The sequence below is a fragment of the Bacillus testis genome, assembly GCF_001243895.1.
Lineage (GTDB): Bacteria > Bacillota > Bacilli > Bacillales > DSM-1321 > Bacillus_AD > Bacillus_AD testis.
Window position 1 is genome coordinate 3,178,547 of record NZ_LN851186.1, and the last position, 14,510, is coordinate 3,193,056.

Annotated in this window: 16 protein-coding genes; 7 read left to right on the forward strand and 9 right to left on the reverse strand. The window is 43.2% G+C overall.

Annotation, left to right across the window (positions count from 1 at the left end; all coding sequences use genetic code 11):
* Positions 1-74: 74 nt before the first annotated feature.
* Complete coding sequence (dnaE, locus tag BN1765_RS15750) at positions 75-3,413, reverse strand: DNA polymerase III subunit alpha (protein ID WP_050616034.1); 3,339 nt, start codon at positions 3,411-3,413, stop codon at positions 75-77.
* Positions 3,414-3,616: 203 nt separating this feature from the next.
* On the opposite strand from dnaE, the gene BN1765_RS15755 reads away from it, so the two are divergent.
* Both BN1765_RS15755 and ytrI read left to right on the forward strand, forming a co-directional pair.
* Entirely contained in the window at positions 3,617-3,952 is a 336-nt protein-coding gene (locus BN1765_RS15755; RefSeq protein WP_050616035.1) for a sporulation membrane protein YtrH, read from the forward strand.
* Positions 3,949-4,449, forward strand: coding sequence for a sporulation membrane protein YtrI (gene ytrI / locus BN1765_RS15760; protein ID WP_050616036.1), 501 nt, complete (start codon positions 3,949-3,951; stop codon positions 4,447-4,449). The genes BN1765_RS15755 and ytrI overlap by 4 nt, the downstream gene beginning before the upstream one ends.
* Positions 4,450-4,595: 146 nt before the next feature.
* Here the strand turns inward: ytrI and BN1765_RS15765 are convergent, their stop codons facing one another.
* Entirely contained in the window at positions 4,596-5,546 is a 951-nt protein-coding gene (locus tag BN1765_RS15765) for a DHH family phosphoesterase (protein ID WP_050616809.1), read from the reverse strand.
* Positions 5,547-5,674: 128 nt separating this feature from the next.
* Here BN1765_RS15765 and BN1765_RS15770 point away from each other — a divergent pair, with 128 nt between their 5' ends.
* Positions 5,675-5,986, forward strand: coding sequence for a YtpI family protein (locus BN1765_RS15770; protein ID WP_050616037.1), 312 nt, complete (start codon positions 5,675-5,677; stop codon positions 5,984-5,986).
* Between the two features lie 62 nt (positions 5,987-6,048).
* Here BN1765_RS15770 and BN1765_RS15775 read toward each other — a convergent pair whose 3' ends face one another.
* Complete coding sequence (locus tag BN1765_RS15775; protein ID WP_050616038.1) at positions 6,049-7,368, reverse strand: CBS domain-containing protein; 1,320 nt, start codon at positions 7,366-7,368, stop codon at positions 6,049-6,051.
* Between the two features lie 72 nt (positions 7,369-7,440).
* Entirely contained in the window at positions 7,441-7,677 is a 237-nt protein-coding gene (locus BN1765_RS15780; protein ID WP_050616039.1) for a hypothetical protein, read from the reverse strand.
* Positions 7,678-7,891: 214 nt separating this feature from the next.
* On the opposite strand from BN1765_RS15780, the gene BN1765_RS15785 reads away from it, so the two are divergent.
* Both BN1765_RS15785 and BN1765_RS15790 read left to right on the forward strand, forming a co-directional pair.
* Positions 7,892-8,074 carry a hypothetical protein gene (locus BN1765_RS15785; protein ID WP_050616040.1) on the forward strand — a complete coding sequence of 61 codons (183 nt, stop codon included), beginning with the start codon at positions 7,892-7,894 and terminating at the stop codon, positions 8,072-8,074.
* Positions 8,071-8,538 carry a hypothetical protein gene (locus BN1765_RS15790; protein WP_050616041.1) on the forward strand — a complete coding sequence of 156 codons (468 nt, stop codon included), beginning with the start codon at positions 8,071-8,073 and terminating at the stop codon, positions 8,536-8,538. The genes BN1765_RS15785 and BN1765_RS15790 overlap by 4 nt, the downstream gene beginning before the upstream one ends.
* A 212-nt stretch (positions 8,539-8,750) precedes the next feature.
* Here the strand turns inward: BN1765_RS15790 and BN1765_RS15795 are convergent, their stop codons facing one another.
* On the reverse strand, positions 8,751-9,434 hold the full coding sequence (locus BN1765_RS15795) for a metal-dependent hydrolase (protein WP_050616042.1): 684 nt from the start codon (positions 9,432-9,434) through the stop codon (positions 8,751-8,753).
* Positions 9,435-9,560: 126 nt separating this feature from the next.
* On the opposite strand from BN1765_RS15795, the gene BN1765_RS15800 reads away from it, so the two are divergent.
* Positions 9,561-10,658: a M24 family metallopeptidase gene (locus BN1765_RS15800; RefSeq protein ID WP_050616043.1), complete on the forward strand. Its 1,098-nt coding sequence runs from the start codon at positions 9,561-9,563 to the stop codon at positions 10,656-10,658.
* Between the two features lie 171 nt (positions 10,659-10,829).
* Here BN1765_RS15800 and BN1765_RS20600 read toward each other — a convergent pair whose 3' ends face one another.
* The gene (locus BN1765_RS20600; RefSeq protein ID WP_261797563.1) at positions 10,830-10,958 is read right to left on the reverse strand and encodes a hypothetical protein; all 129 of its coding nucleotides are present in this window, start codon (positions 10,956-10,958) and stop codon (positions 10,830-10,832) included.
* 125 nt (positions 10,959-11,083) lie between these two features.
* Here BN1765_RS20600 and BN1765_RS15805 point away from each other — a divergent pair, with 125 nt between their 5' ends.
* Positions 11,084-11,530, forward strand: coding sequence for a universal stress protein (locus BN1765_RS15805; protein WP_050616044.1), 447 nt, complete (start codon positions 11,084-11,086; stop codon positions 11,528-11,530).
* Positions 11,531-11,613: 83 nt separating this feature from the next.
* Here the strand turns inward: BN1765_RS15805 and BN1765_RS20815 are convergent, their stop codons facing one another.
* The 3 genes from BN1765_RS20815 to BN1765_RS15815 are packed head-to-tail and all read right to left on the reverse strand — an operon-like array spanning position 11,614 to position 14,430.
* Complete coding sequence (locus tag BN1765_RS20815) at positions 11,614-11,805, reverse strand: TcaA NTF2-like domain-containing protein (protein WP_390621183.1); 192 nt, start codon at positions 11,803-11,805, stop codon at positions 11,614-11,616.
* Positions 11,806-11,848: 43 nt separating this feature from the next.
* Positions 11,849-13,228: an argininosuccinate lyase gene (gene argH / locus BN1765_RS15810; protein ID WP_050616045.1), complete on the reverse strand. Its 1,380-nt coding sequence runs from the start codon at positions 13,226-13,228 to the stop codon at positions 11,849-11,851.
* A complete protein-coding gene (locus tag BN1765_RS15815) occupies positions 13,225-14,430 on the reverse strand; it encodes an argininosuccinate synthase (protein ID WP_147554215.1) in 1,206 nt (401 codons plus the stop codon). Before BN1765_RS15815 ends, argH begins: the two co-directional genes overlap by 4 nt.
* Positions 14,431-14,510 lie beyond the last annotated feature (80 nt).

Genomic DNA, 14,510 nt, shown 5'->3' on the forward strand with positions numbered 1-14,510 from the left:
ATGCGAGTTGCCGAAGTGGTCAGACCACACCGCAATATGTTTCACTATATCATAATAAATTAGGATGTAAAAGTTTAAATATTTTTCACAATTACATTCCTGTTTCCTGCTGCCTCTTTTAATTCTCCAATCAAAGAAGGGGATACCTGGACCCAATCCCATAAAGGCAGCTGGATTGTCCGGCTCTCTTTTTCCTGGTAAAGCATAACGCGCGTCTTGCCGGGATACTTTTTCAATATACGGTTGACACGTTTCGACAAAACTGCTTGGTCTGCGTTTTTTTCCAGGCGGATATACAGAATCTCTGATTCTTCTTTTTGCCATTCTCGCAATTCTTCCAATGGATAAAGGTCGTTCACTATGAATTGCGGCTTTCCGTTTCGTAGTTCGGTCACTCCGCTTAAGATCGCTATGCTGCCCTTGCTCAAATGTACGGCATGTTTTTTATACGCCGCCGGAAAGGCCACCGCCTCCAGTTCATCGCTTTCATCTGCAAGGGTAAGGAAGGCCATGACCTCTCCTTTTTTTGTACGGATTGTGCGTTCCTCCGCTATATAAGCAGAAATGATATGCCGCTTATCGGTTTCTTCAATCGCTGTATACAACGGCACCGCTCCGAAATGGCGGAAAAGTTTTTTATGGGAAGCAAGCGGATGATCCGATATATAGAAACCGAGTACTTCTTTCTCGAATTCCAGTTTTGTCTCCAATGGGATTGGATCTACCTCTATATACTTTGGCTTGATGTCAAACCCTGTCTGTTCAAACAAATCGAAGCTTTCTCCATCTCCGGAGACAAGTTCCGCATGATCGATCGCCACATCCAAACTGGCCAGAAGAGTGGCACGATCCATTCCCCATTCATCAAAAGCGCCTGCATGTACAAGGGCTTCAAGCATTTTGCGATTTATGATATGCAGTGGAACGCGGATGCAAAAATCGAATAAGTCGGTAAAAGGTCTGTCTTTCCGCGCTTGCACAATTTCTTTTACAGCATTGCCGCCAACCCCTTTGATGGCGGCCAAGCTGAAGGAGATGCCCTCTTCCTCTGCCTGGAAGGGATAGAAGCTTGTATTGATGGATGGGCCCAAAAGCGGGATATCCATTTTTCTGAGCTGGCGTGCATAAGAAGCAATCTTGGCGTCGTTGCCGATGGCATTGCTCATGAGTGCAGCCATGAAATAAGCGGGATAATGCGCCTTTAAGTAAGCCAGCTGATAAGCGATCAAACTGTAAGCGGTGGCGTGCGCCAAAGGGAAACCATAATTGGCGAACTTGACAATATCGTTATAGATGGTTTCCGCCGTTTCCCTAGGATATCCTTGCTTTATACTTCCTTGTACGAACGCCATTCGCTGTTGCTCGAGTTCTTTTCCTTTCTTTTTGGAGACAGCCCGGCGCAGCAAGTCTGCTTCTCCCAGAGAAAATCCGGCAAACCGGGATGCAATCTGCATGATTTGTTCTTGGTACACGATAATGCCGTACGTATCTTTCAAAATCTCTTCCAGATCGCTGTGCAAGTACTCAACAGGCTCTTCCCCATTCTTGCGCCTGATGTAAGAAGGGATATTATCCATCGGTCCCGGACGATAAAGAGCATTGACGGCGACTAGTTCCGTGAATTTTTCTGGTTTCAACTGTTTAAGGACATTTTGCATTCCCTCGGATTCGAATTGGAATATACCGGCTGTATCACCTGTGCCAAGCATCCTCATTGTTGCTTCATCATTCATCGGCAGCTGTCTGATATCAATGGCCTTCCCTGTTTTTCTTCTGATGGATTGGATCACTCTTTCCATTAAGGTCAGATTCCGCAAGCCAAGGAAATCCATCTTCAATAATCCCAGCTCCTCAAGCTGGTCCATCGTACTCTGCGTTAAATGAATCCCATCATGGCCTTCCTGAATGGCAATACTTTCGGTCAGCTGGAGGTTGCTGATGACCACGCCGGCAGCATGTGTAGAAGTATGCCTTGGGAGCCCTTCCAGCTTCAATGCTGTATCGATTAGCTTTCTATTCAATTCATCACTTTCATAAAAAGATTGCAGTTGTTTTGATTCACGAAGGGCGTCTTTAATGGTCAAACCGACACGCCCCGGCACCATTTTGGACAACTGCTCCAGTTCCCGGGTGTTCAAGCCGAACACTCTTCCGGTATCCCTTAAAGAAGCTTTGGCCGCAAAAGTGCCGAACGTAATAATCTGGGCAACATGCAATGCGCCATATTTTTCTGCTACATAAGCAATTACCTCGTCCCTTCTAATATCCGAAAAATCGATATCTATATCGGGCATACTGATTCGTTCAGGATTCAAAAACCGCTCAAAAAGCAGATTATACTTCATAGGATCTACGTCTGTTATCCGGAGCACATAGGCTACCATCGATCCGGCAGCCGATCCCCGGCCCGGTCCGGTCATGATATGGTTCTGCCGCGCAAATTTCATGAAATCCCATACAATCAGAAAATAATCGCTGTAATTCATTTTGCTGATGACATCAAGCTCATATTGAAGCCGGTCCCAATACGGCTTAGGTGCATCCGGATAGCGTTCCCGAAACCCTTCCCGACATAACTGCGCCAGCAATTCACCTGCCGGCATGTCTCCCGGATACTTAGGCAAAAGCTTCTGGTGGAAAGGAATCTCCACTTCACAGGATGCCGCAATGCGGACTGAATTCCGGACTGCTTCCGGAGAATCCTGAAATGCGCGGAGTACTTCTTCGCCCGTTTTGAAATACCCGGTTCCTCTGCCAGGAGCATCGGAAGGCATTTCGCTTAATTTCACTCCTAACTTCAGCGCCTGCATGACCCTATAGGCAAGTTCATCCTCAGGCTTCATATAAAGAACGGGCGAAGTCGCGACAGTAAGGGTTTCCGTGTCCATAGCCAATTGCCTAACAGCCCCTTCCAACGGGCATCCTTCCTGTAACGACAGATACACATTCGATGATCCGAACAATTCTTTCCAAAGTATAACAGCTGCCTCTGCTTCTTCTCTGCTTTCACTGGCAAGACAGCTTTCCACATATCCTTCCCGCCCGGGAGATATGGCGATCAAGTGCGCGCTATACCCTTTCAGCCAGCGAAGGGGAATCCCGGCCTTTGATTTAGTTTGAATCGCACTGCTGATTTTCAAAAGATTTTTATAGCCCGCTTGGTTCTTTGCCAACAACAATAAAGGATGCGATTGCTCTTCATGCAGCACATCCGCCAAAAGCCCGATAATCGGCTTAATGCCGGCTGCTTTGCAAGCTTTATAAAAAGGAACCGCCCCATACATGACATTCCTATCCGCCAGGGCTATGGAGTCCATTCCATTATCTGTAGCGGCTTGTATCAAGTCATCGATCCGGACAGTGCTTGACAACAAACTGTAGGCAGACTGAACGTGAAGATGAACGAAATCCATATAAACCCTTCCTTTCTTGAACATTTTCTTACCCATAGTATAAAGATTTTTACAGCAAAAAGAAAATATGTTCTGTTTTGCATGGCAATGGAATGATCTGCATATACATGGATTATCCGGTGGCATGTCCATACGTTACCGGGCTTATCACATTGTAGGGGGCCAAGGCCTATCGCAATTCGTTTAGTAAAGGATGGGATTCTATGAATGAAGCGTTTTTTCCTGCTTTTTTAAATAGTTTTTTTATAGCGTTGGGCGTCTTGCTGGGCGGTGCTTTCATTGGCGGCATCGCTGCTTTTTTTACGAATCAACCGCCTTTGACGACGATTCTGCGCCTATCGGAAAGCTTGCGGATATGGGCTATTGTAGCCGCAATCGGCGGGACATTTGATACTTTCTACACATTTGAAAGAGGCATATTCCAGGGGGAAACGCGGGATATCGTCAAACAGATTCTTTGGATACTTGCTGCGCTGGGCGGCGCCAATACAGGTGCCGTTATCATTAAATGGTTTACTCAGGAGCATCTCCCGCTATGAGATCGCCATATGTCCAATTTAATGCATCTTGGCAGCGCTTCTTCGCCGGGGCGGCAATTGGTGCGATCGTCAGTTGGCTTCTGTTTCTGCATATGTACAGCATCATGCAAGAGAAGCAGATTGCGACCATCCGCTCCCAAAAACAAATTATTGTCGACCAAAAGAACAAAATTGATATATGGGAAAAAGAATCTCAATCGCAAAACAAAGAAACAATCAAAAAAATGAAAATACATGAGATACAGGTTAGCATCACCAATTACCGGGAACTGAAATTGGATTTGCTATCCGCCATGGAGGCGCAGGAGGCGATCCGCAAAGATTTAAGCTCATTGTTGACTAAAGATGTGGAAAGCGTCTACAAAAGCAAATACCTCATCAAAAAAACAATAGAAAACAAGCAGCTGATCTTGAATGAGAAGACTTATTCTTTTGAGGTGGCGGAAGTACTCTTTTATTCGACATTGCACATAGAAGTAATCATCAAAAGAGTGTAAGAGAAATAATCGGCAGTAGATCATAGCATTGCGCAGAGGACAAGAACTTCAGCGCTTACGTTATGTACAATACCGACAGGTTAAAAAGGAAACGTATACTATACGAAAAAGCTGCCGAACTTATACGGCAGCTTTTTCTTGACTGTCTATAGTGAACCCTGATAGTTTTGGCATGCTTTTTCCACTTCTGCCATAACTGCTTCCGCTTCGGACCAGGAGGATATGGTCGCGCCGGACGCAAGCGGATGTCCTCCGCCATTGAATTTTTTGGCAATCGTATTGATGATTGGGCCTTTGGAACGGAAGCGTACGCGGATGTCGTTCTCTTCTTCAATAAAGAACACCCATGCCTTCAATCCTTTGACTGAACCTAGATTACTGACCAATTGGGAGGCATCGGAAGCCTTTGCCCCATAAGAAGCCAGCGTTTCTTGATCCAGGACCAGCTTTCCTGCACCCGCTGGGGAAATCTCGAAATGCTGCATCACATAACCGTTCAAGCGGATAATATTTTCCTCCATATCATACATTTGATTGTACAATTGAGTGCGCGAGAAATTATACTCAATCAGTTCGCCGGCATACTTGAAGGTTTTTTCCGTCGTGCTCGGATACAGAAAACGGCCTGTATCCCCCACAATTCCCGCATATAACAAACGGGCGGCTTCATCATTCATCTTTAGTCCCTTCTCTTTTCCATACAGATAAAACTCATAAATCAGCTCGCTCGTCGAACTAGCGCCCGTGTCGACCCAGCAAAGATTCCCGTACGCATCGTCATTCGGATGGTGGTCAATTTTCACCAATTTAGCGCCTTGATTATAACGCTGGTCACAGACCCGCTCCTGATTGGCGGTATCGCATACGATCACTAGGGCATTGTCATAGACCTGATCCTCAATCTTGTCGAGGCGCTTCAGAAAATGAAGTGATTCTTCTTCCTGGCCGACACAATAAATATGTTTTTCCGGGAAAGAAATTTTCAGTATTTCCCCCAGGCCGCATTGAGACCCATAGGCATCGGGATCGGGCCGTACATGCCGGTGCAATATGATCGTGTCGTATTCTTTAATGGCTTGTAAAATCTCTTCTTTAATCATTCCGAAATCTTCCCTTCGTTAGCTATTCTTTCTCACTCTTACTTTGCTTTTTTTTCCATAATTGTAGCATTTATGTACAAATCTCGTTACAATAAATTCAGATTAACACTTTGGAGGTACTGTATATGCCTGTCTTCGTTATTCTCATCACATTTTCAGTAGGATTTTACCTTTTTTATAAGATTAAATTTTTCCGGACAAAAAGGCCGATGGAGCGCAAATGGCTGTCCGCTAAATCCTCGATGGCTCTAGGATTGTTTGTTGCTTTGTTCGGCATCAATCAACTATTCCTTTTCCAGACTGCAACGACTTATATCATTTCCGCTGTCTTTATGATCATCGGTTTGTTAAGTGCCTGGAACGGATTCAGGGCCTACCGTTATTTCCTTCCGCTTGCGGCTGACGAGGCCGATCACCTTCGCCAAGCGAGACTTTAATATCCAAACAAAAGGATGCGTACAAGCATCCTTTTGTTCTTAATCATTTATGCAACCCCAACTCAATGACGATCCAGCAATTGGCACATCATCATTGTTTTGCCTACCAATTTGCCTTCATTGAATACCTCTATATCCACTTTCCCGAATTTTCGGCCGACTTCGAGCACTTTCGGCACGATTTCCAACTGGCTGTCTATCTGGACAGGCTTTATGAAATAAATCGTCATATTTTCCACTACCAGATCGCCTCTTTTGAAAGTGCGCAGTACACGGTTTGCCGCCTCTGTAACAATGGTTGTGAATACGCCATAGGAGATGGTTCCTAGATAGTTCGTCATCTGCGGTGTTACTTCACATCTGTATACTTCCTCTCCCTTATTCTTGCCTGGGACTGAAACCAGTTGGGAAGCAATCACATCATCGATCGTCTCACCCACTTGCGGTTGGCGCTGGATCATTTGCAGGGCCTTTAGTACATCCTGCCTGCTGATGATTCCCTGCAGATTATTGTGGTTATCGACGACGGGAAGCATTTCGATTCCTTCCCATACCATTGTATGCGCTGAAGAAGCAACGCTTGTTTTACCACTGACCGTCATTGGCTGCTTTGTCATGACTTTATCAATTAATGTATCATGGGATGCCCCCATAATATCCTTGGCAGTCACCACGCCAATTACCTTATTGTTGGCATCGACGACAGGAAAACGGCTATGTGTGGTTTCTTCATTCAATTCGAACCAAAGGCCGACCGTATCCCCTGAATGAAGATAAGCCGTATCTTCAAGTGATGTAAGAATATCCTCCACCTGAAGGATTTCTTTCTTGATCAATTGGTCATAGATTGCCCTGTTAATTAACGTCGCCACAGTAAACGTATCATAGGAACTAGAAATGATCGGAAGCTGCAGATCATCTGCGATTTTCTTCACATGGTCATCGGTGTCAAAACCGCCTGTAATCAGGACAGCAGCCCCCGCCTGCAGAGCGAGCTCATGGGCATTGGTCCGGTTACCGATGATCAATAAATTGCCGGCTCCAGTGTAGCGCATCATCGCTTCCAGCTTCATTGCGCCAATGACGAACTTATTCAGCGTCTTATGGAGCCCTGCTTTTCCGCCCAAGACTTGTCCATCGACAATATTAACAACTTCCGCATAAGTCAACTTTTCAATATTCTCTTTTTTCTTTCGCTCAATACGGATCGTGCCTACCCGTTCGATTGTGCTTACATATCCCTTATTCTCCGCATCCTTAATCGCTCTATATGCCGTTCCTTCACTTACGCTCAATTCTTTGGCGATCTGACGGACTGATATTTTTTCTCCGATAGGGAGCTCATCTATATATTTTAATATTTGTTCATGCTTTGTAGCCAAAGCTCTTCACCCTTTACAAAAACCGTTTATCTCCATTATAAGGGTAAAGAGCGCCCACTTACAATTATCGCCTTAATAATTGTACGTTCTTTTTCTTTCTTTCGCCTCTTGATTAGCTGGAATCCGTTTAGCGCGCTTAGCTTTGTATAAGATAGCCGATAAATTGCCGGCAACTGCGCAAAAGGCCAATAACAACCATCCTCCAGCAAACAGAATCTGTGTCGGTTCCGTGTAAAGCTTTATATGCGGAATGGCGTAATACAGCATAACCCCTATCAATAATAAACACATATACAATCTTTCTCTCATTGTTACCCATCCTTCCATCTTCATTCACTGCCATTGTATGCAGGCCCAATTGAAAGAAGAAGAAAAAACGCCCGAAAAATATGTGAGTGATACTCTTTTGAGGGATGATCGTTTTATAAGGATTAATAGAGTTTATATATCCTCTTTTTCCATTTATTGTATTCTTAAAGTATAATTAATAGAAAATAGTGTAACAAAGGGGATTTGTATAAAAGTGAAAAATTTTTTATTCGCGGCTATTTTACTTGCAATAATCATTTTAGCAGGGTGTAGTACAAATGAAGAAACAGAAACTAAAGTATTAACTGATGAACACACTCCAAATGAAGATCTTGGTAAAAGATCTGTCCCTTTACAATTATCCCAGGAACAAAAAGAAAAATATTTCTTGAAGTGACTCCAATTGCAGATTTTAAACCAGAAGATTGGGTTGAACCGAAAGAATATAAAAGAAAGATCCAAGAACATATAGATTCATTTTTGAAAAGTGAACATGAAACATTAAACGCTTTACCCTCAACTACTACTAAAGCCAATATGGGGATAAATGGAGAAATGAAGAAAACAGCACATCTTTATGTTAGTGATACTCTATTTTCTGTAGAGGTTATGGGTAAATTTGAAACACAGTATAATGATTCTCGAAAAGGGCAAGTGTTTTTAAAAGCAGACAACATTACATCCCGTATAGCAAGTTCTTCTCATGGCGAGTGGGAGCAAACATCTAATGATGCTTCATTAATAGATAATGGTCGAAAATACCGCATTCAAATTGAAGGGATTTATCATCTTAATGGTTTATCAATTGAGAAAGCTTTTACCATAGAATTCAGTTGTGATCCATTCGGTGGTATCCATTAATAGAAAAAACTAGGTGTTTTAGTTGAATAAGAGAAGAAAGGACTTTGGAAAACTTCCAGACATTTTTTCGTGTTGTATATATATTGCCAGCACTTTTCAAAAATCATGAGTAACCACTTTAATCACCAAATCAAAAAGGCAGGAATATTGAAAAATCAGTATTCCTGCCTTCTTTTTTTATCCTAAAAGAGAATGATTAGACAGATGCTGCTTTAAAATTCGATATAATCGCCTGGTTCCATGACTTTCCCTTTTCCTTCAGGAAGCATGGAAATGAACTTCTGAGGATCCTGTTTAATAGGCGGGAATGTATTGAAATGGATGGGCACGGCTAATTTGGGATTGAGGAATTCAACTGCAGTCGCAGCGTCTTCCGGCCCCATGGTAAAATTATCGCCGATCGGTACAAATGCCAGGTCGATTGGATGCCGCTCCCCGATGAGTTTCATATCGGAATAAAGGGCCGTATCTCCTGCATGGTAAATCGTATGCCCTTCAATAGTAAGCAAAACACCCGCCGGCTGGCCGCAATAAAGAATCCGTTTATCTTCCGTAACAAAGCCCGAACCGTGAAACGCCGGAGTCAGCTTGACTGTGCCGAAATCGAACTCCCTGGCTCCTCCGATGCTCATACCGTGTGTCCGTTCAACACCTTGCCATTCCATGATCGTACATAGTTCCACCATACCAATGACAAGGGATCCATGCTTTTTCGCAAGCTCGACCGTATCGCCGATATGATCGCCATGGCCATGCGTCAGGATAATCACATCTGGTTTAACATCCTCAAGTTTTAAATCTGTTTGACTGTTTTCACTAATATAAGGGTCAATCAAAATCGTTTTTCCATTCGTCTCAATTTTTACTACAGCATGTCCGTGAAATGATACCTTCATGCCAAAATCCCCTTTCACATTGAATTCCAGGTAGTATATACCCTCATTTCCAATAAGTATAACAGTTTGCAATTGCCCTTTTATACTGGTAATCTCAAAATAGTTGATTCTATAGGAGGAAAACAAATGAATAATCGATTAGAGCTATTTAAAAACTGGTTACAGGAACGCAATATTTCAGCAGCATTTATCACATCTACAGAAAATGTTTTTCATTTAAGCGGCTTCTATAGTGATCCACATGAAAGACTTCTGTCCTTGGCTGTATTTCCGGATGCGGAACCTATCTTGATCTGCCCGAAAATGGAGATGAACGATGCGAAAAATGCCGGTTGGGAACAGGAAATGATCGGCTATACGGATATCGAAAACCCTTGGGATATGATTAAGGAAGCCGTAAAAAAACGCAATATCACTATTAGAACGGTAGCGGTCGAAAAAGAGCATATGAATATCGAACGCTATGAAGCCATCCAATCAACCTTCGCAAGTCCAGAATTGGTTTCAGCAGAAGAGAAACTGCGCCAATTGCGGATGATTAAAGATGAAAAAGAAGTGGAGATCCTTCGTGAAGCATGCCGTTTAGCGGATTATGCGGTACAGGTCGGCGTCAATGAGATCCAGGAAGGCAAAACTGAAATGGATGTGTTGGCTGCCATTGAATATGAAATGAAGAAAAAGGGCATCAACCAAATGTCTTTCGCTACCATGGTCCTTACAGGAACGAATGCGGCTTCTCCTCATGGAACGCCAGGCCAAACCAAGATTAAAAAAGGCGATTTGGTACTCTTCGATCTTGGCGTAGTATATGAAGGATATTGCTCTGATATTACCCGGACCGTTGCCTACGGAGACATTAACGATAAACAAAAAGAAATATATGATACAGTGCTTGGTGCACAATTGGCTGCCATTGAGCTGAGCAAACCAGGTTCTTTATGCTCGGATGTGGATGCCGCTGCACGCAACTACATAGCTGAAAAAGGATACGGCGAGTACTTCCCTCACAGACTTGGACACGGCCTTGGCATATCAGTACACGAATATCCTTCTTTAACAGAAACAAACGCCCTTCCTCTTCAAAAAGGGATGGTCTACACAATTGAACCAGGCATTTATGTTCCTGGCGTAGCGGGCGTCCGCATAGAAGACGATATCTATGTAACAGAGAATGGCTGTGAAATCCTTACGAAATTCCCGAAAGAACTGCAAATGATTAAATAAAGGCAAAAACAACGGCAGTGCATCGATCGATGCACTGCCGTTTTATTACATTCTAACTGGGCAAGAAGTATAAGTGGGAGATCAAGCACCAATAAGAACCCGATTGCTCCAATAGGATGCAGGATTTTCATTGCCGTAAGTCCACTACCCTCTTCAAAAACAGGGGCCCAGCTACTTTTCTTTGTTTTTATTTCTTTTTTCTTTCACAGGTTCACCACTATAAGATTCCAGCAATTGCCTCCGTGTCTCTTCAATTCCCTTTTCATCATAAACAAAAGCTTGTGTTTTTTTCTTTTTCACCACTATTCACCCTTCCGCCTGTTACTATAGTAAAAAACTCATTTCTGTTAAAATTCGCTATTTTTCAACAATTATGCATGTTTCATTTGTTATAATGGTATATATACAAAAAGGAGGCAAAAATCATGGGTTTAACGTATAAAAGCATTCTTGTGGCAGTAGATGGATCTAAAGAAGCAGAATGGGCATTCAAAAAAGCAATTGAAATTTCCAAACGTAACGATGCTAAGCTCGTCATCGCTCACGTCATCGACACTCGCAATTTTGCGACAATCGAAGCTTATGACCGTACAATGGCTGAACGCTCAGAATCATATGCACAAGAGTTATTGCAAGAGTATAAGCAAGCGGCAGAAGAATCTGGCGTACATACCGTTCAGGTGGAAATTGAATATGGTTCACCAAAAGTCAAAGTGCCAAAAGATCTTGCTAAAAAACACGCAACCGACTTGATTGTCTGCGGAGCAACTGGTTTAAATGCAGTAGAACGCTTCCTTATCGGTAGTGTTTCTGAACACATCACTCGTTATGCACCATGTGACGTATTGGTTGTCAGAACACAAAAAGAATAGTTGAGATAAACTAAAAGCGCGCCAGCATCGGCGCGCTTTTTTAACTACTGAATTTAAAAATGTGACTGCACGGTCCTCCCTCATTACTCCTCTTTAATAGTGGCCAATTGAAAACCGGAGTCGGCTTTAACCGCTTCATATATCCAATTGTATTCCTTCGTTTCGCTCGTTCCATTAGCATAGTTTATTTTTACTCTTTCATTAGTTGCTATTGTCGCCGTATTGCCCTCAATTAAATAACTTCGAATGTTGCAACTGATTGATTTACAAGACAAATAACCCGAGCCCTAAATAAGGACTCGGGTTATTTCAGCCAGCTTACTCTCCAGCCAGCAACGACTTCGCTTTAGCGAGCGCCTGCTTCACTTGCTCAAACCCTGTGCCACCGGCGCTATTTCTCCGTTTCACTGCCTGATACGGCTCAAGGGCATTATAGATATCTTCTTCGAACAACTCGCTTGCCTGCTTAAAATCGCCGATCGATAAATCAGCCAGGTAACAATCCTTTTGAATGCATGAAAGTACCAGCTGTCCAACCACTTCATGCGCCTGTCTGAATGGCATTCCTTTGCCGGCAAGATAATCAGCCAATTCCGTTGCATTGGAAAAATCGGTTTTCACGGCTTTTTCCATGTTTTCTGTCCGCACTTTCATAGAGGAAACCATACCGGCAAATATCTTCAATGAGCCGGTTACAGTCTTCACAGTGTCAAACATTCCTTCTTTATCTTCTTGCATATCTTTATTATAGGCAAGAGGCAGCCCTTTCAACACCGTCAATAAACCGAATAGGTTCCCGTATACTCTTCCTGTCTTTCCTCTAATTAATTCAGCCATATCGGGATTTTTCTTTTGCGGCATGATACTGCTGCCTGTTGAAAACGCATCATCCAATTCAATGAATTGGAATTCCTGGCTGCACCACAGAATGATTTCTTCCGCAAAACGTGACAAATGCATCATCAGCATGGAACTGTTTGAGAGAAACTCTATGATGAAATCACGGTCGCTGACTGCATCCAGGCTGTTTTCATAGATACTGCCGAAGCCAAGAAGTTCAGCGGAATATGCGCGGTTAATCGGAAATGTGGTGCCCGCAAGAGCCCCCGCTCCCAATGGAGACTTATTAATCCGCGTTCCGTTTTCTTTGAAACGTTGCTTATCTCGTTCCAGCATCCAGAAATAAGCCATTAAATGATGTGCAAAAGAAATTGGCTGGGCCCGCTGAAGATGGGTATAACCGGGTACGATCGTTTCTACATGCTTCTCCGCCTGCTGCACAATGGCTGCTTGCATTTCTGCAATCAAAACGATGATCTCCTCTACCTTTTTGCGCAAATACAAATGCACATCAGTAGCCACCTGGTCATTCCGACTGCGGCCCGTGTGCAGTTTTCCACCTACAGGGCCTATTTCATCGATCAGCATGCTCTCAAGATTCAAATGGATATCTTCCATCTTCACAGAGAACTCAAGCTCATTGCGTTCTGCTTTTTCTTTTAAAGACAATAATCCTTTGACGATTTGACCGCATTCTTCTTTTGACAGTATGCCACTGCTTGCCAGCATGTTGACATGGGCGAGGCTTCCCTCTATATCTTCAAGCATCAATTCCTGATCAAAAGAGATGGAAGCACCGAATTCATCTACCCATTCCTCTGCTGACTTGGTGAATCTGCCTCCCCATAATTTTTTCACGCATTCACCTTCTTCGAATGAACAACAGCATTGACTTTAGTAGGCAGTCCCCACAATTTAATGAATCCTACTGCAGCGCTATGGTCGAACTCATCATCTGTTGTATAAGTAGCCAACTTTTCATTGTATAATGAGTTTTCTGATTTTCTTCCTTCTATGATGGCATGTCCTTTGAATAGTTTAACCCGCACTACGCCATTCACCGACTTTTGGGTTTCATCGAGGAATCCAAGAAGTGCGTCTTTCAATGGCGAATACCATAATCCTTCATAAATGAGCTCAGTCAATTTTTTTTCAATAATCGGCTTGAAATGGGCAACTTCCTTAACAAGTGTGATATCTTCCAATTCTTTATGGGCTTTGATCAGTGTAATGGCAGCTGGGCATTCGTACACTTCACGTGATTTGATGCCGATTAATCTGTTTTCTACATGGTCGATTCGACCGACCCCATGCTTGCCTGCCAACTGATTCAATTCCACAATTAAATCGGACAACTTATAAGGCACACCATCCAAAGCGACAGGTACACCCTCTTTGAAAGTCAGTTCTATAATATCTGCTTGATCTGGCGCTTCTTCTACACTTACCGTTAAGTCATAGGCCCCTGCCGGCGGAGCAGCCCAAGGGTCTTCCAAAATTCCACATTCATTGCTTCTGCCCCATAGATTTTGATCGATGGAATAAGGGCTATCCAAGTTGATAGGAATCGGAATATCATGTTTGGTTGCATACTGGATTTCTTCTTCCCGCGACCAGCCCCATTCACGTACAGGTGCCAATACTTGCAGTTCAGGATCTAGCGCCGAGATTGCCACCTCGAAGCGCACTTGGTCATTTCCTTTTCCCGTACAGCCATGTGCGACAGCGACAGCCCCTTCAAGATTGGCGATTTCCACTAATTTCTTAGCAATAAGCGGACGCGATAATGCTGAGACAAGCGGGTATTTACCTTCATAAAGCGTATGTGCCTGTAATGCACGCAAAGCAAACTCATTGGCAAATTCCTCTTTTGCGTCCACTACATATGATTTAATTGCACCTACGGAAATGGCTTTGTTTTTTACAAATTCAAGATCTTTACCTTCACCTACATCTAAACAACAAGCTACTACATCATACCCTTGGTCTTGAAGCCATTTTATGGCTACTGATGTGTCCAATCCGCCCGAATACGCCAATACTACTTTTTGATTTCCCAATTCATTTCCCTCCATATATGAATAAAAATTCATCACATATAATTTTTATTCAAAATCTTGTAACCACTTTACCAGTTATT